Consider the following 14,942-nt stretch of genomic DNA (forward strand, 5'->3'; position numbering starts at 1 on the left):
GACGTCCCCTCCTTTCAGTTCCATTATGTTCTACCTAACCGCTTAAACGCTTTTATGCGCGAAAGTGTTTCAGTGATGTTCTTTACTATACCTGCTTCTCTTTTCCCTGTCAAACGTCTTTTTATGGTAAAGTAAACGCTCGAGGGTGACCTCCGGAGTTCGTAACCTCCTCCGACATCAAAACTAGCGAAAAAGGAAGTGTGCACGTTGCAACACGAAAAAGCATTGGTCGTCTTTAGTGGCGGTCAAGATTCAACCACCTGCCTATTTTGGGCAAAACAACAATTCTCTCATGTGGAAGCGGTGACGTTCGCCTACGGGCAACGCCACGACGCGGAAATCGAGGTCGCAAAAGAGATTGCGGCCGAACTCGATGTCCCGCACCACATCCTCGACTTGTCCTTACTCGGACAACTCACCTCTAACGCGTTGACGAGACACGACCTCGACATCGACAATGCGGACGTCCCAAATACGTTCGTCGATGGACGCAATCACTTATTCTTATCCTTTGCGGCCGTCATGGCCAAACAGCTCGGCATGCATCACATCGTCACCGGTGTATGTGAAACCGACTTCTCAGGTTACCCGGATTGCCGGGACCAGTTCGTCAAGTCCTTGAACGTGACGCTCAACTTGGCGATGGACTATCCGTTCGTCATCGACACGCCGCTCATGTGGCTCGATAAAAAGCAGACGTGGGAACTCGCGGATCAGCTCGGTGCGTTCGAGTACGTCAAAGAGCGGACACTCACGTGCTATAACGGTATCCTCGGATCAGGTTGTGGCGAATGTCCGGCTTGCGTGCTACGTCAAAACGGCCTTTCCGCCTATGAGGAGGTACGCGTATGAAACACGCCCCATTCCTCGCCCCGACGAGTGTCGAAGCCAAACAGGACGGCTCGCTCATCTATTGTCCGCACCGCGTCCAAATCGTCAAAGAAGTGACATTCGACGCCGCTCATCACTTGTTCGATTATGATGGCAAGTGCCGCGCGCTTCATGGCCATACGTATAAATTGCAAATGGGCATTAGCGGCTTTCTCGACAACCGTGGCATGACGCTCGACTTTGGCGACCTGAAAGCTATCTTTAAAGAAGAACTCGAACCATACCTCGACCATCGCTATTTGAATGAGTCGTTACCTTATATGAATACGACCGCCGAAAACATGTGCTACTGGATTTTCGAGCAGCTCGCCAAACACTTGCCTGACGAGCGCGACGTCCGCGTCGAGTTCGTCAAACTGTACGAGACCCCGACGTCATACGCCGAATTCCGCCGCGAATGGTTGGTGGACTGATGAAAATCCCTGTCCTCGAAGTGTTCGGCCCGACGTTCCAAGGGGAAGGCCGCGCCATCGGACAAAAGACGATGTTCGTCCGGACCGCCGGTTGCGATTATCGCTGTTCGTGGTGCGACTCCGCCTTCACGTGGGACGGCTCGGAAAAACCCGACATGCTCACTGCCGACGAGATCATCGAACGGCTCGACGCGCTCGGGATGTACGACTACGTCACCATCTCGGGCGGTAACCCGCTCCTCATCGCCGCGATGAAAGACTTGGTGACGAAACTGAAGGCACGCGGTGTCAAACTCGCCGTCGAGACGCAAGGCAGCCGCTATCAGGACTGGCTGTCTGACATCGACGACGTGACGCTTAGCCCGAAACCACCGTCGTCAGGTATGGCGACCGATTGGGAGAAACTCGACGCCATCGTCGAACGGCTGCGCCCCGAACAGATGACGTTCAAAGTCGCCGTCTTCGATGAGCTCGACCTTGCCTATGCGAAATCGGTCCAGACGCGCTATACGCCGGACGTCATGTACTTATCGGCCGGCAATCCTGAGCCCGGTGCGGACGGTGACATCACCGACGCCCAGCTCCGTCGCTTGAAACAACTATGGGAGGACGTCGCCCGTGACCCGTCATGGCAAAGCGTCCGTGTCCTGCCACAACTGCACACATTACTGTACGCCAACGAACGTGGCGTCTAAGGAGAATAACTATGAGACCAGAAGACTTACAAGACTTGTCGCTCCTCGGACAGAAGAGCGTCCCTTATATTTTTGAATACGCACCGGACGTCCTCGAGGCGTTCCCGAACCGTCACCCGGAGAACGATTACTTCGTGAAATTCAACGCACCAGAATTCACGTCGCTCTGCCCGATCACGAACCAACCAGACTTCGCGACGATTTACATCTCATACATCCCGGACGAGAAGCTCGTCGAATCGAAATCGCTCAAGCTGTACTTGTTCAGCTTCCGCAACCACGGGGACTTCCACGAGAACTGCATCAACGTCATCGGGAAAGACCTCGTCAAATTGATGGAGCCGCGCTATCTCGAAGTGTGGGGCAAGTTCACGCCGCGCGGCGGCATCTCAATCGACCCGTACTACAACTACGGCAAGCCGGGAACAAAATACGAGAAGATGGCCGAGCATCGCCTCTTCAACCACGACTTGTATCCTGAAACGGTCGACAACCGCTAATCGACAAAGAAGTAGGCGCCCGCTCGGCGCCTACTTCTTTTTATAACGATTGAGTTGTCGTTTAATCGGTTCACGGAACACGGTCGCGACGAGCGTCAACACGATTAACACCGCGAGGGCGAGCAAGACCATCTTCACATTCCCGCTCGCGAGACTGCTACCGAGAAAGTTGTTGGCGAACGCCCCTGGAATCATACCGACCGTCGTCGCAAACACGTAAGCAGGGAGTCGCACTTTCGCGAGCCCTGAGGCATAACTGACCAAGTCAAAGTTGACGAGCGGAATCAGGCGTAAGATTAAGACGTAAAAGAACCCGTCCTCTTCGATTTTATGTTGGAGCTTTTCATAGCTGCTCGCTTCGAAATGATGTAAAAAGCGGTCGCCAAAGCGAATCGCCACGTAATACGCGACGAGGGCGCTGAGCGTGGCCCCGATGACTGTATAGACGACACCGGCGAACGTCCCGAACGCCAAGCCACCGGCGACGGATAAGACGGACGTCGGAAACAGGATGAGCGGACGAAACGTGAACAGGACGATATAGACGAGCGGAGCGAGCCAACCGAATTGAACGATATAATCCCGAATCTCCGCCGGTCGCAAATCGATCCATTGATAGAAGAACATCGCCGTCCCGAACACGACCAAGACGATGGCAATCATCCATTGCGTTTTCCACTTGTTCATCGGTCGCCCTCCTCTCTTTCTTTCATCATATCGCCTCGTCTCGAAAAAGTAACGCCTTCCTTTTTTTAGGAGTCGCATTATGGTACGGTTAGAAAAAGCAGAAGGAGGAATCCCTATGTACTTGGCAGATGCCATTAAATTGAAGAGCCTGCTCCATAAGCAGATTGATAAACTATTAGAAGAAATCGAACGCGTCGCATTCATCGAGCTCGAGAAAGACGAGCCACTCCCGACGATTCAATCGCGCTCGCTCGAAGACATCGAAGTCGAACTCGAGTCGATTCGTCGGGACATGCGCCGTCTCGATCGTCTCGTTTATGAGGCCAACTTGAAGACAGTAATTGAGACGCACGACGGGCCGCTCCCGCTCGTCGAGGCCATCGAGTTCGCGATTCAACTGCGGGCTCAGGCTCGCATGTATCAGGAACTATCCGAGCGCCCGAAGCGCGAGTTTCAATACGGCTTTGGTGAAGGGACTGCCATCATCAAGCATGCGCTTTACGATCCCGAGCTATATCGCTTGAAAGCGATTGACGTCGAGAAGCGGGCGAACCGCATCTCAAACGCCATCAACGCGGCCAACTATCGGACGGAGATTGACTTTGACCCAAGTCGTTACATGTGACCTTGGCCCGGTGAGACTCCGGGTCAAGGATTGGCGCCACCACTTGTTCCTACGTTTAGGATGAGCATACGGCCATGGACCAACCAATTACCGATGACCGATGACACATTTACCTGTCACTCGTTCCTAACCAGACTCGATTCAAGTGCGCCGAAAACGCGCCGGGGAACATTCCCTGGCGCGTTTTTCACATATGGTGATTATGATGGTCGTTGTGGTGATGGTGATGCGCGCTCGAGCTGCGTCGCGGTGCCGGCTCGTCGGCAAACTTCTCCCCGTCCAAGATGCCGAGCCGCTTGTATTGGCGGTCGACCCGCTCTTTCGTCTCGTCGCTTACGTGCGAGGAGTCCATGACCAACTGATAGCTACCGAGCGCGACACGGAACGGCTCCATTTGCGTGCGATAGACCGGGAACGATGTCACGTCCCGCAAATAGTCGGCAAGCCGATTTGCCGCTTCGTCACTCGGATGGTCGGCTAGGTCTGAGGCGAACTGTTGCATGTCTTTCAAAAGACTGTTCGTCTTTACTTGATTACCAATCCCTCCGATGACAGCGAACACGATAATACCGATTACTAGGAAAAAGAAAATCGGAAAAATGATTGGCACTCCACTAAAGAATGAATCTCCCATCCCCGTCGACTCGATATATATGTCTTCTCCAAATGCAAACGTATAGACCATGACGTTGCCCCCTTTTTTCTTTAATACGGATGCAGTTCAATTTGGTTTCATGTCCACACAAAAAACCGTGGCATGCGCCACGGCTTCAACGGTCAGTTCAATTGTTTCTCCATCATGATGCGAGGCTCGTTATCCTCTGTATACGCCCCCATGATGTCGTAGCCACACAACAGGTTCAAGATGATGACCCCTTTGTTCGTGTTGCGCGCTTTCGTTCGAATCGAATGGAACCCTTGCGCTTTCACCCATTCAAGTTGCGTGTCCATCAGTTTGCGACCGATGCCATGCTTTTGAAACTCAGGGTGGATACCGCCGGCCCAGCTATAGAAGCGATACGGCTCGGCCTCATAGCCGATTTTGAAGCCGACGAGGCGCTCGTCTGAAAACGCGAGCAACACGAGCGGGTTCGCATGGCGATACAGCCGTTCTTTAAAACGTAGTTGATCGATGTCCCCGTATAACGTCCGATACAGGTTGAAGAATTCCTCTTCAAAGTCTTTGAAATTCGTCGTCACATCTTTCACGATAAATGAACTGGTCGTACTCATCTTTCCATCCCCTTTCGAAATATGGACAAGTTGTTCGTACGCCTGTACCTTTCGCCGTTTACTCCGTTTTTCCTGTCTCGCGCGCAAAAGCGGTCAAACCTTTTTGCTTATATACCCCGAGCGACCGCTTCGGAAGGCTCTTCACCATCCAATTCTTTAAGATGCGCTGCTTGTCTTCCGCCTTCAATCCATAACCGTCCGTCACGACGTGGCGCGCCCGTGTCGTCACATCGTATAACGAGATGGCGGCCGCGACCGAGATATTCAAGCTTTGGACGTAGCCCTGCATCGGAATCAAGTAGTTTCCGTCCGCCTTGGCGAGTGCTCGTTCCGACACGCCGTGATGTTCATTCCCGAACAAGAGCACGGTCGGTTTCGATACATCGATATCCTCGAGCGGCACCGCCTCTTCACTGAGTGCCGTCGCTAGCACTTGATACCCGTCCGCCTTCAACCGATCGATTGCGTCCTCGATGGAAGGGTGTTCGACCACGTCTACCCAACGATCGGCGCTCTTGGCGATAATCGAGTTCGGTTTGAACTTGGCCCGACCCTCGACGACGTGCAACGTCTGCACACCGAACGCGTCCGCCGAGCGGAGCACGGCCGACTGATTGTGGGGATCATCGACCCCTTCCGTCAAAATCGTGATGTGGTTCGTCCGTAACGCCAACACTTCCTGCATCCGTTTGACACGGTCTGGCATCAACATGCTATACAGTAATCGATCTTCTTCTAATAACAGGCCCGACTGCAACAACTCCTCAAGCAAGGCCGCCTGCTCTTCTTTTGATAATGCCGATGTCGTCTGTCTCCATCCCATCGTTCTCGCCCCTTTCAACCTCTAGTATTGTAGCGAGATTCGTTCCGACTGACAAGCTAATGGAGGAACGAGTCAAATTGGGTTCGATTATGAAAATCTATGAAAATTAGGAAAACGGTTGCACAAAGTTATGCAATCGATTACAATTATCTATGCAAGCGATTGCATTGACAGTCGCCATAGACAGATAAAAAGTTCCGCATAGGAAGGAAGCGTATCGCATGAAACAACTCATCTCGTTCGACTTTTGGCAGAAACTCGGCAAGGCCTTAATGGTCGTCATCGCCGTCATGCCGGCCGCAGGTCTTATGATCTCGATCGGTAAATTGATTGGCATGTCAGCCGGAGACGTCAGCATCTTGCTCACGACGGCTCGCATCATTGAAGACCTCGGTTGGGGAATCATCGTCAACTTGCATATCTTGTTCGCAGTCGCCATCGGTGGCTCATGGGCAAAAGACAAGGCCGGTGGTGCCTTCGCTGCACTCATCGCCTTCATCTTGATTAACCGCGTCACAGGTGCCATCTTCGCCGTTAACGGAACGATGCTCCAAGACCCGGAAGCGACTGTCCAGTCTCTCTTCGGAGCTGACCTTGTCGTCGCTGACTACTTCACATCAGTCCTCGGCTCACCAGCCCTCAACATGGGTGTGTTCGTCGGGATTATCGCCGGTTTCCTCGGTGGTGCCCTCTATAACAAGTTCTACAACTTCAACAAATTACCGAACGCCCTCTCGTTCTTCAACGGGAAGCGCTTTGTCCCATTCGTCGTCATTCTCGGTTCGGTCGTTGCCGCTATCGCGTTGTCCATCATTTGGCCGACAATTCAAGGCGCGCTCAACAGCTTTGGTGAATGGATTGCGACATCACGCAACACGGCACCAGTCCTCGCGCCGTTCATCTACGGTGCGCTCGAGCGTCTCCTCTTGCCGTTCGGTTTGCATCACATGCTCACCGTACCGATGAACTACACGGAGCTCGGTGGCACGTATACGATTTTGACAGGTGCGACAGCCGGTTCGGTCGTTGCAGGTCAAGATCCGCTCTGGTTGGCTTGGGTAACGGACCTCGTTAACCTGCGTGCCGCTGGTGATACAGCCGCTTACAACGCATTGCTCGCAGACGTCGTACCGGCCCGCTTCAAAGTCGGTCAAGTCATCTTGTCGTTCGCTGCCTTGATCGGTGCTGCTTACGCGATGTACCGCAACGTTGACGAAGACAAGAAAGCACAATACAAGCCGATGTTCTTGTCGGCTGGTCTCGCCGTCTTCTTGACAGGTGTCACAGAACCAATCGAATTCATGTTCATGTTCGTCGCTCCAGTCCTTTACGTCGTCTATGCACTCATGGCCGGTGCCGCCTTCGCTTTGGCGGATGTCATCGACCTTCGTGTCCACGCATTCGGTGCGATTGAATTGCTCACACGGATCCCGATGATTGTCAAAGCAGGATTGCTCCAAGACTTGATTAACTTCTTCCTCGTGTCAGCGGCCTTCTTCTTCTTGAACTTCGGTGTGTTCAACTTCTTCATCAAGAAGATGAACCTTCCGACGCCTGGTCGCAACGGGAACTACATGGAAGAAACAACTGAGAAATCGAACGTGACCGGCAACGAGCAGGTCATGGGGATTATCGCTCTACTCGGTGGGGAAAATAACATTGAAGACGTCGATGCCTGCATGACGCGTCTGCGTGTCACAGTCAAAGACATGTCGCTCGTTTCAGAAGAGAGTGAATGGAAAAAGAACGGCGCCATGGGTCTCATCTTGAAAGACCGCGGTGTCCAAGCAATCTACGGCCCGAAAGCCGACGTATTGAAGTCTGATATTCAAGACGTCATCGGTGCATAATCAACAGGCCAGCTCGTACGAGTTGGCCTGTTTTTTTCTAAAGGAGGACTATCGTGAATATATTAACGCTGAACTGTCACGCCTGGTTAGAGGACCGTCAACAAGAGAAAATCGACTCGATTGTCGAACGGATCGCGAGCGAGGAATATGACATCATCGCACTGCAAGAAGTGAATCAACATAAAGAAGCCCCGCTCATCGATGGCTTGATTCGAGAGAACAACTTCGCCTATGTGCTCGTCGAGCGTTTAAAAGAACAAGGCGTCGATTACTACATGACGTGGGACTTCGCCCATTACGGCTATGACATCTACGAGGAAGGGGTCGCAATCTTGTCGCGCACTCCGTTCGTGTCGACCGAATCGTTCTTCGTCTCGCAGACGACCGATCCGAACGATTACAAGTCTCGAAAAATCGTTAAGGCGGTCTTGGACGGCTTGGATGCGCCGACGGCAATTTACTCATGTCACCTCGGTTGGTGGCATGACGCCGATGAACCGGTGCGCCATCAGCTCGATGAACTGTTGCGTCGCGTCGAGGACGACGATCGTGCCTTGTTGCTCGGTGACTTCAATAACGACGCGTTCATCCGTGGCGAAGGGTACGACTACTTGATTGAGCACGGCCTCCAAGACCTGTTCCATTTGGCGACCGAGCGTGAAGGTGATGCGACCGTCCAAGGTAAGATTGCCGGCTGGGACGAGAACAAGCAGGCGCTTCGCATCGACTTGATGCTGACGAACGCCCCGATTCACGTCTCGCGTCACGCCGTCGTCTTTGACGGCGAGAACGGTCCTGTCGTTTCCGACCACGCCGGTGTCGAAGCGACCGCGTTCTGGCGCTAATCAGACCCTTTTCTTTCACAATGTGAGAGAAAAGGGTTTTGCTTTTGGCGAAAATTCGGTATGGTTGGAAACGACTGATGTCTAACAACAATCTTTTTGAAAGTAGTGATTCTTTTTGACGACTTCTTCAACGCTCAGTCGGACCGACTGGACGCTCATTTTATCGCTCGCCTTGCTCACGTTCGTGCTCGGGACGAGTGAATTTGTCATCGTCGGGATTTTGCCTGATATCGCCGACGGTCTGTCGATTTCGATTGCCACGGCCGGAACGCTCGTCTCAGCATTTGCCATCACGTTCGCCATCGGGACCCCGCTGACGATGTCATTGACGAGTCATTTGCCGAAACGAAAACTGATGCTCACGCTCACCGCGCTATTCATCGTCTTCAACTTGTTCAGCAGTCTCGCCCCGACGTATGGGACGTTACTCGCGCTCCGGATGATGACCGCCGTCGTGACGGGTGTGCTCATCTCACTCTCCATGCTCGTCGCCAGTGAATCGGTGCCGACCGGGAAGCGCGGGATTGCCGTCTCGTTCATCTTCGGTGGCTTCACGATGGCAAACGTGTTCGGAGTCCCGCTCGGCACGTTCATCGGGCAACGGACCGGATGGGAAACGACATTCTTGTTGACGACCGCGTTAGGCGTCGTCGCCTTCTTTGCCGTCTATCGTGTCGTCCCGAACCAGTTGACGAGCGTCAAGACGTCGATTGCCGATCAGTTGCGTCTGTTGACAAACCCGCGCATCTTGATCGCCTTCTTCATCCCCGCGTTCGGCTTCGGTGCGACGTACGTCGTCTATACGTATCTCGTCCCGATCTTAAAAGGGGTGCTCGGCGTCCCTGTTGCTTGGATCAGTCCGATTCTGTTCGCTTACGGATTCATCTCGATCTTCAGCAACATGGCGGCCGGGAAGATTGCCAGCCATAATCCGATTGGACGGCTTCGGTTCGTCTTCCTCATTCAGGCGCTCGTCTTGGCGGCATTGTATGTGACGACGTCGAACGTGACGCTCGGCCTCCTCAATATCGCGCTCATGTCATTCATAGCGATTCTGCTGACGACATCAACGCAAATCTATTTGATTGATTTGGCCGAGAAGTTCAATCCAGATGCCAAAGGCCTGGCCTCGTCCCTCATGCCGGTCGCGAGCAACGTCGGCATCGGCATGGGCTCAGCGCTCGGCGGGCTCGTCTATGCGAACGCACCTGTGATGACGCTTGCCCTCGTCGGTGGCGCCGTCGCGCTCGTGACAGCCTTGTTGACAGCGGTCAGTCATCAGCTCGACCAACGTTGAAACAGCGTGCCCCATGATGCGGGCACGCTGTTTTTTAGAGCCAATCGATGATTTGGTCAATCGTCTCGTCGAGTTGTTCTTTCGCACTGAGCGGGCTATCGTTATCCCCAGATTGTGGGCCGTACATGCCGAAGTTGGCGTGATTGCCATCCTTGATTGGGTGGAACACGGCGTCATCCGGGACGGTGTCACGGCTCGCCTCGATATCGCTCTCGTTCGCGAGACCGTCGATTTCCCCGGAAACCGATAAGACGCGCAAATCGCTGTCCGCCATCGTACTGATCGGATACGAGGCGAGGAAGATGACCCCCTCGACTTGCTCCTCGTGTTCGAGCGCGTAACCGGACGCGGCCGAACCACCGAGTGAATGCCCGCCGACGACCCAACGTTCGATGTCTGGATGGGCGGCGATAATCGTCTCCGCGGCATCGATATCCAAGATGCCGAGATTTAAGCGCAACGACGGAATGGCGACGAAGACACCTTCTTCTGCCAGTCTGGTTCCATAGTAAGCGTACGCCTCTTTCTCGACTTTCGCGCCCGGATACAGGATCACACCAATCTCGCTCGACGGGTCACCGAACTCGAGACGATTGTCCACTTCCTTCGCCTCAGCCGCGTAATTAAGCGCTTCTTCCGTCGGTCCGTACGTCAGTTGCGTCCACACGAGGAAGCCGATGATGGCGACCAAGATGACTCCTACTAGGCCAAGGCCAATCCACTTCAGTTTTTTCTTCATTATATACCTCCATTTGCATCCACTTCCCCGTCACGGTACACTAATAATAAAAAAGGGAAATACCAGGGGGACATCATGACCAAAAGTTCTGTAACCACGACGATTCAGTGGTTTATTTTTATTTTAGCTACAAACATTGTACCACCGCTCTCCATCGCTGCCTTATTCGAACTGTCGCCGGCCGACACGATGACGTTCATCTCACGCTCACTGTTCGTCTTCGCGCTGTTCAGCATCATCCAAACACTGCTCGGACACCGTCTGCCGATTCTCGAAGGACCGGCCGGGATTTGGTGGGGCGTCTTCACGCTCTATGCCTCCATCGGCCCAGCACTCTATGGAAGCGGACAAGAGACGCTACAGGCGCTCGGGTTCATGTTGTTCTTGAGCGGTGTGCTCGGTGTGGTCATGACCGTCACCGGCCTGTTGCGACGGATGCTGTCGTTGTTCACCCCGCAAGTGCTCGGGGTCTATATGATTCTACTCGTCCTGCAACTGTCGGGTGCCGTCATAAAAGGCGGTTTCGGTGTGACCGAGGACGGCATTAACGTCGTTCAAGCTGTGGCGACGGCCGGTCTCGTCTTGTTCGCGCTCACGCTCGAGCGGAGCCGATTCAAACAGTATGGACTCGTCATGACGCTCATCGTCGGGTTTTGGCTGTTCAACTTGCTCGGACTCGGTAACCCGATCGTCCGTTCCGAGTCATTCTTCCTCGTCCCGGAACTGTTCCCGTTCGGAACGTGGGTATGGGATTGGAACTTGCTCCCGACCGCGTTCGTCATCACGTTGCTGCTCATGACGAACGTGCTCGCCAACATCAAGTTGATTGAGCGCATCGTCAGTTCACGCGAGAAGCGTCAGATTGAAGGCAACGTCCCGGCGTCGGGTGTCGTCAGCGGCATCAGTCAAATGGTGGCGGGCATGTTCGGGACACCGGGACCGGTCGCCATCTCTGGAACGGCCGGCTTCTTATCCTCGACGGAAAGCGTTCATCGCTCCCCCCATCTGGTGGCCCACGCCGTGATGATGGTGCTCGCCCTCATCGGTCCGTTCGTCTCGCTCATCGCGAGCATCCCGGCCGCCGTCGGTTACGCCATCGTCACCCCGCTCATCGCGACGATGATTATCATCGGGATTAACGAGGCGGCGTTCGAATTGAACCAGAAGACCGCCTCGCTCACGGTCGGTCTCCCGCTCGTCATCGGGGCCGGTGCGATGTTGCTCCCACCTGGGGCGATGAATGACTTGCCGCCACTCCTCGCGACCGTGTTCTCGAACGGGCTCGTCCTCGGCACGATCGTCGCCTTGACGACGGCCATTCTCAGCCGCATCCACGACTAAAAAAGAACTGACCTCGCGCGAGGTCAGTTCTTTTCGGTTACATGCATATGGAACGCTGCATCATGCGGCAAGACGGCGCCGTCTTCGGCCTCGAAATGCGTGCGGTCCTTGACGTAGGTGACAATCGAACGAGTGTCACGGTGAAGTGCGCGTTTGAACGCCTGCTCGGCCGTGACCGGTGTCCCGTCGTCGTTCTTCAACTCGAGTCCTATCAGTTTATAGCCGAGCGTCTGTCCGCCGCGGCGCATCTGACACGCTTCGAGCGCATAGGCGACGAGTGTCGGCGTGATGACAGCATGGACGAACTCGCTCTTCACTTTCTTCCGGACGAGCTGTTCGACCCCGTAACTGACCAATCCCGCGACGACACTATCAATCAATACGGCTTGCATCCGTTTTTTCGTCAGTCGCTTCATTGGCTCATCCTCTGCATCATACCAGACGTCAATACTTCGATGCCTTGCCCTTCTTCTGCGGCCATAATCAACGCACGCGCCACGTGGAGCGCTTGAATCGGTGCGGCATCCGGGAGTTTATCGAGCAAGAACGGTTGGAGCGGACGGCTGACGACCTCGGCCGCTTTCTCGCCGAGACGGAACTCCTCGCGATCGCCGAGCAAGAGCGACGGACGGGCGATAATCAAGTGCTCGAAACCGAACACTTTGAGCCCGTTCTCGAGCTCCCCTTTCACGCGGTTATAGAAGAACGGTGACCGAAGTGACGCGCCTTGTGCCGAGACGACGGCGTAACGTGTCGCCCCGTGTCGTTTCGCGACACGTGCCACTTCAAGCGGCAAGTCGAGATCGACATGTTTGAACGCCTGACGTGAACCGGCGACGGCAATCGTCGTCCCGAGTGCGCAGTAGACATCATCAATGTGCGGCAAAGCCTCGTCCATCCCTTCGAATCCGACGACCTCGTGCAGTTTCGGATGACTCCATCGTTTCGAGCGGCGGACGATAATCCAGACTTGATCATACCGTTCTTGTTCGAGCAACTGTTCGACGAGTTCGCGTCCGATCAATCCGGTGGCGCCAACGACAAGTGCAGTTTTCCCCATGCTTGTTCCCCCTAATTACGTAGTTCCTTTCAGTCTAGCTGACTTGCCGGTTATCGGCAACGACCTCGGCCGGACGGAACCGGTCGACGAGTCGGAAGAACCCGTTCAATAACAAGGCAGTGAACGATCCAGCGACGATGGCGCTGTCCGTAAACAATTGGACCGCCTCTGGCATATTTGCGACGATGGCCGGGTTTGCCGTGATGCCGAGCCCGACACCGATCGACAAGGCGATTGTAATCAAGTTCTCATTTTTCGCAAAATCGACTTGGCTCAAAATCCGAATCCCTGACGCGGCGACCGTGCCGAACATGACGAGCATCGCCCCACCGAGCACCGGTTTCGGAATCAATGTCGTGAACGTTGCGACTTTCGGCAAGAAGCCGAGCAAAATCAACAGACCGCTCGTCCAGAAGATGACGCGACGCGATTTGACACCTGACAACTGGACGAGTCCGACGTTTTGACTGAACGTCGTGTATGGGAAGCTGTTGAAGATCCCGCCGAGAATCGTGGCGACCCCTTCGGCCCGATACCCTTTCGTCAACTCGTTCGAGCCGATCGGTTTTTTAGTGATGTCGCTCAGTGCCAAGAAGACACCAGTCGATTCAATCATCGAGATGATGGCCACGAGCGTCATGACGAGGATGGCCGAGACGTCAAACGTCGGCATCCCGAAGTAGAACGGTTGTACCATTTGGAACCAACCGGCCTCGCGGACCGGGCTGAAATCGACGAGGCCGAGGAACGCGGCGACGCCTGTACCGATTAAGACCGCAAACAAGACGGCGGCCGCGCGTGTGAACACGGTACCGATTCGGTTCAAGATGAGGATCAGACCGATTGTCAAACCACCGAGCGCCAAGTTTTGCATCGAGGCGAAGCCGGGCTCACCTGGCATGCCGCCACCGATATCATTGATGGCGACCGGGATGAGCGACAGACCGATAATCGTCACGACCGAGCCGAGTACGACCGGCGGGAAGAAGCGGGCCAGTTTCCCGACGAAGCCTGAAATCAGAATGACAATGATTCCGCTCGCGATGAGCGCCCCATAGATGGCGGTGATTCCGCTCGAGCTGCCGATGGCAATCATCGGTCCGACCGCGGTGAACGTACAACCGAGTACGACCGGGAGACCGACGCCGGTGAAACGAGTCGTCCAGACTTGTAACAGCGTCGCGACGCCGCACATGAACAGATCGATCGCGACGAGATAGGCGAGTTCCGTCGGACCGAGTCCGATGGCACCACCGACGATGAGCGGGACGATGGCCGCGCCCGTGTACATGGCGAGTAAATGTTGGAAGCCAAGGCTGGCTGTCTTGAACGTGTTCATCGGACCACCTCCATGAAGGAAATCTCACCCGCTTCAAGCTTCGCGATCCGAGCGAGTGACTCGATGTGATAACCTCGTTCGATCAACTTGTCCCGTCCCGGTTGGAACGACTTCTCGATGACGATGCCGACACCGGCAACGACCGCCCCGGCGGATTCGACGAGTTGCGTCAAACCGAGCGCGGCTTCCCCGTTGGCAAGGAAGTCATCGATGACGAGCACGCGCTCCCCGGGTTGGACGAAGCGACGGCTCAAACTGATGCGATTCGTCTCTTGCTTCGTGAACGAGTAGACGTCCGCTTCGACGAGGTCGTCTTGGAGCGTGAGTGATTTGCGTTTCCGGGCGAAGACGAACGGGATGTTCATCTCGAGCGCCGTCATCATCGCCGGCGCGATTCCGCTCGATTCCAATGTGACGATGCGGTCGATGCCCGCATCACGGAACCGGTCTGCGAACTCGCGTCCGATGGCTTGCATCAAGACGGGATCGACTTGATGGTTCAAGAAGGCATCGACTTTCAATACGTGTTCGGACAGCGCTTGTCCTTCATCTCTGATTTTGTCTTCTAACTGCTTCATTGTTTTCCCTCCAATAAAAAAATGCG

The 14,942-nt window shown here is 54.6% G+C and carries 18 protein-coding genes; 9 read left to right on the forward strand and 9 right to left on the reverse strand.

The window, feature by feature from the left end:
* Positions 1–207 precede the first annotated feature (207 nt).
* Genes queC through queF form a run of 4 tightly spaced genes read left to right on the forward strand, consistent with a single transcriptional unit; the run spans position 208 to position 2,499 of the window.
* Entirely contained in the window at positions 208–852 is a 645-nt protein-coding gene (gene queC / locus KNP83_RS10930) for a 7-cyano-7-deazaguanine synthase QueC (RefSeq protein WP_214762488.1), read from the forward strand.
* Complete coding sequence (queD, locus tag KNP83_RS10935; RefSeq protein ID WP_128123127.1) at positions 849–1,304, forward strand: 6-carboxytetrahydropterin synthase QueD; 456 nt, start codon at positions 849–851, stop codon at positions 1,302–1,304. Before queC ends, queD begins: the two co-directional genes overlap by 4 nt.
* Positions 1,304–1,999 carry a 7-carboxy-7-deazaguanine synthase QueE gene (queE, locus tag KNP83_RS10940; protein ID WP_251139342.1) on the forward strand — a complete coding sequence of 232 codons (696 nt, stop codon included), beginning with the start codon at positions 1,304–1,306 and terminating at the stop codon, positions 1,997–1,999. The genes queD and queE overlap by 1 nt, the downstream gene beginning before the upstream one ends.
* 11 nt (positions 2,000–2,010) lie before the next feature.
* On the forward strand, positions 2,011–2,499 hold the full coding sequence (queF, locus tag KNP83_RS10945; RefSeq protein ID WP_029333812.1) for a preQ(1) synthase: 489 nt from the start codon (positions 2,011–2,013) through the stop codon (positions 2,497–2,499).
* A 30-nt stretch (positions 2,500–2,529) separates the two neighbouring features.
* Here queF and KNP83_RS10950 read toward each other — a convergent pair whose 3' ends face one another.
* Positions 2,530–3,186, reverse strand: a complete 657-nt coding sequence (locus KNP83_RS10950) for a TVP38/TMEM64 family protein (protein WP_214762490.1) — start codon at positions 3,184–3,186, stop codon at positions 2,530–2,532.
* A 115-nt stretch (positions 3,187–3,301) separates the two neighbouring features.
* On the opposite strand from KNP83_RS10950, the gene KNP83_RS10955 reads away from it, so the two are divergent.
* Positions 3,302–3,811, forward strand: coding sequence for a hypothetical protein (locus tag KNP83_RS10955; protein ID WP_214762491.1), 510 nt, complete (start codon positions 3,302–3,304; stop codon positions 3,809–3,811).
* Positions 3,812–3,998: 187 nt separating this feature from the next.
* Here the strand turns inward: KNP83_RS10955 and KNP83_RS10960 are convergent, their stop codons facing one another.
* The 3 genes from KNP83_RS10960 to KNP83_RS10970 all read right to left on the reverse strand — a co-directional run bounded on the left by KNP83_RS10960 (position 3,999) and on the right by KNP83_RS10970 (position 5,867).
* A complete protein-coding gene (locus KNP83_RS10960) occupies positions 3,999–4,496 on the reverse strand; it encodes a hypothetical protein (protein WP_214762492.1) in 498 nt (165 codons plus the stop codon).
* A gap of 92 nt (positions 4,497–4,588) precedes the next feature.
* The gene (locus KNP83_RS10965; protein ID WP_251139343.1) at positions 4,589–5,044 is read right to left on the reverse strand and encodes a GNAT family N-acetyltransferase; all 456 of its coding nucleotides are present in this window, start codon (positions 5,042–5,044) and stop codon (positions 4,589–4,591) included.
* A 58-nt stretch (positions 5,045–5,102) separates the two neighbouring features.
* Positions 5,103–5,867, reverse strand: a complete 765-nt coding sequence (locus tag KNP83_RS10970; protein WP_214762494.1) for a TrmH family RNA methyltransferase — start codon at positions 5,865–5,867, stop codon at positions 5,103–5,105.
* 221 nt (positions 5,868–6,088) lie between these two features.
* Here KNP83_RS10970 and KNP83_RS10975 point away from each other — a divergent pair, with 221 nt between their 5' ends.
* From KNP83_RS10975 to KNP83_RS10985, 3 genes are all read left to right on the forward strand, one after another.
* The gene (locus tag KNP83_RS10975; protein ID WP_214762495.1) at positions 6,089–7,717 is read left to right on the forward strand and encodes a PTS transporter subunit IIBC; all 1,629 of its coding nucleotides are present in this window, start codon (positions 6,089–6,091) and stop codon (positions 7,715–7,717) included.
* 53 nt (positions 7,718–7,770) lie between these two features.
* Complete coding sequence (locus tag KNP83_RS10980; protein ID WP_214762496.1) at positions 7,771–8,562, forward strand: endonuclease/exonuclease/phosphatase family protein; 792 nt, start codon at positions 7,771–7,773, stop codon at positions 8,560–8,562.
* A 115-nt stretch (positions 8,563–8,677) separates the two neighbouring features.
* Positions 8,678–9,859, forward strand: a complete 1,182-nt coding sequence (locus KNP83_RS10985) for an MFS transporter (RefSeq protein ID WP_214762497.1) — start codon at positions 8,678–8,680, stop codon at positions 9,857–9,859.
* Between the two features lie 34 nt (positions 9,860–9,893).
* Here KNP83_RS10985 and KNP83_RS10990 read toward each other — a convergent pair whose 3' ends face one another.
* On the reverse strand, positions 9,894–10,598 hold the full coding sequence (locus tag KNP83_RS10990) for an alpha/beta hydrolase (protein WP_214762498.1): 705 nt from the start codon (positions 10,596–10,598) through the stop codon (positions 9,894–9,896).
* Between the two features lie 75 nt (positions 10,599–10,673).
* Here KNP83_RS10990 and KNP83_RS10995 point away from each other — a divergent pair, with 75 nt between their 5' ends.
* Positions 10,674–11,939, forward strand: a complete 1,266-nt coding sequence (locus KNP83_RS10995; RefSeq protein WP_214762499.1) for a purine/pyrimidine permease — start codon at positions 10,674–10,676, stop codon at positions 11,937–11,939.
* A gap of 23 nt (positions 11,940–11,962) precedes the next feature.
* On the opposite strand, the gene KNP83_RS11000 is transcribed toward KNP83_RS10995, so the two are convergent.
* From KNP83_RS11000 to KNP83_RS11015, 4 genes are read right to left on the reverse strand one after another with little or no spacing between them, the layout of a single operon-like run.
* Complete coding sequence (locus KNP83_RS11000; protein ID WP_214762500.1) at positions 11,963–12,355, reverse strand: RDD family protein; 393 nt, start codon at positions 12,353–12,355, stop codon at positions 11,963–11,965.
* Positions 12,352–12,999, reverse strand: coding sequence for an NAD(P)H-binding protein (locus KNP83_RS11005; RefSeq protein ID WP_214762501.1), 648 nt, complete (start codon positions 12,997–12,999; stop codon positions 12,352–12,354). The genes KNP83_RS11000 and KNP83_RS11005 overlap by 4 nt, the downstream gene beginning before the upstream one ends.
* Before the next feature lie 34 nt (positions 13,000–13,033).
* Positions 13,034–14,338 carry a nucleobase:cation symporter-2 family protein gene (locus KNP83_RS11010; protein ID WP_214762502.1) on the reverse strand — a complete coding sequence of 435 codons (1,305 nt, stop codon included), beginning with the start codon at positions 14,336–14,338 and terminating at the stop codon, positions 13,034–13,036.
* Positions 14,335–14,916, reverse strand: coding sequence for a xanthine phosphoribosyltransferase (locus tag KNP83_RS11015; RefSeq protein WP_214762503.1), 582 nt, complete (start codon positions 14,914–14,916; stop codon positions 14,335–14,337). Before KNP83_RS11015 ends, KNP83_RS11010 begins: the two co-directional genes overlap by 4 nt.
* Positions 14,917–14,942 lie beyond the last annotated feature (26 nt).

Origin of the sequence: Exiguobacterium sp. s146 (genome assembly GCF_018618415.1) — a bacterium.
In the GTDB taxonomy this organism is placed as follows: domain Bacteria; phylum Bacillota; class Bacilli; order Exiguobacteriales; family Exiguobacteriaceae; genus Exiguobacterium.

Coding starts and splice junctions, on each gene's coding strand:
- queF (WP_029333812.1), top strand. CDS start 2,011: ATGAGACCAGAAGACTTACAAGACTTGTCGCTCCTCGGACAGAAGAGC.
- KNP83_RS10965 (WP_251139343.1), bottom strand. CDS start 5,044: ATGAGTACGACCAGTTCATTTATCGTGAAAGATGTGACGACGAATTTC.
- KNP83_RS11015 (WP_214762503.1), bottom strand. CDS start 14,916: ATGAAGCAGTTAGAAGACAAAATCAGAGATGAAGGACAAGCGCTGTCC.
- KNP83_RS10950 (WP_214762490.1), bottom strand. CDS start 3,186: ATGAACAAGTGGAAAACGCAATGGATGATTGCCATCGTCTTGGTCGTG.
- KNP83_RS11010 (WP_214762502.1), bottom strand. CDS start 14,338: ATGAACACGTTCAAGACAGCCAGCCTTGGCTTCCAACATTTACTCGCC.
- KNP83_RS10975 (WP_214762495.1), top strand. CDS start 6,089: ATGAAACAACTCATCTCGTTCGACTTTTGGCAGAAACTCGGCAAGGCC.
- KNP83_RS11005 (WP_214762501.1), bottom strand. CDS start 12,999: ATGGGGAAAACTGCACTTGTCGTTGGCGCCACCGGATTGATCGGACGC.
- KNP83_RS10970 (WP_214762494.1), bottom strand. CDS start 5,867: ATGGGATGGAGACAGACGACATCGGCATTATCAAAAGAAGAGCAGGCG.
- KNP83_RS10990 (WP_214762498.1), bottom strand. CDS start 10,598: ATGAAGAAAAAACTGAAGTGGATTGGCCTTGGCCTAGTAGGAGTCATC.
- queE (WP_251139342.1), top strand. CDS start 1,304: ATGAAAATCCCTGTCCTCGAAGTGTTCGGCCCGACGTTCCAAGGGGAA.
- KNP83_RS10960 (WP_214762492.1), bottom strand. CDS start 4,496: ATGGTCTATACGTTTGCATTTGGAGAAGACATATATATCGAGTCGACG.
- KNP83_RS11000 (WP_214762500.1), bottom strand. CDS start 12,355: ATGAAGCGACTGACGAAAAAACGGATGCAAGCCGTATTGATTGATAGT.
- KNP83_RS10995 (WP_214762499.1), top strand. CDS start 10,674: ATGACCAAAAGTTCTGTAACCACGACGATTCAGTGGTTTATTTTTATT.
- KNP83_RS10955 (WP_214762491.1), top strand. CDS start 3,302: ATGTACTTGGCAGATGCCATTAAATTGAAGAGCCTGCTCCATAAGCAG.
- queD (WP_128123127.1), top strand. CDS start 849: ATGAAACACGCCCCATTCCTCGCCCCGACGAGTGTCGAAGCCAAACAG.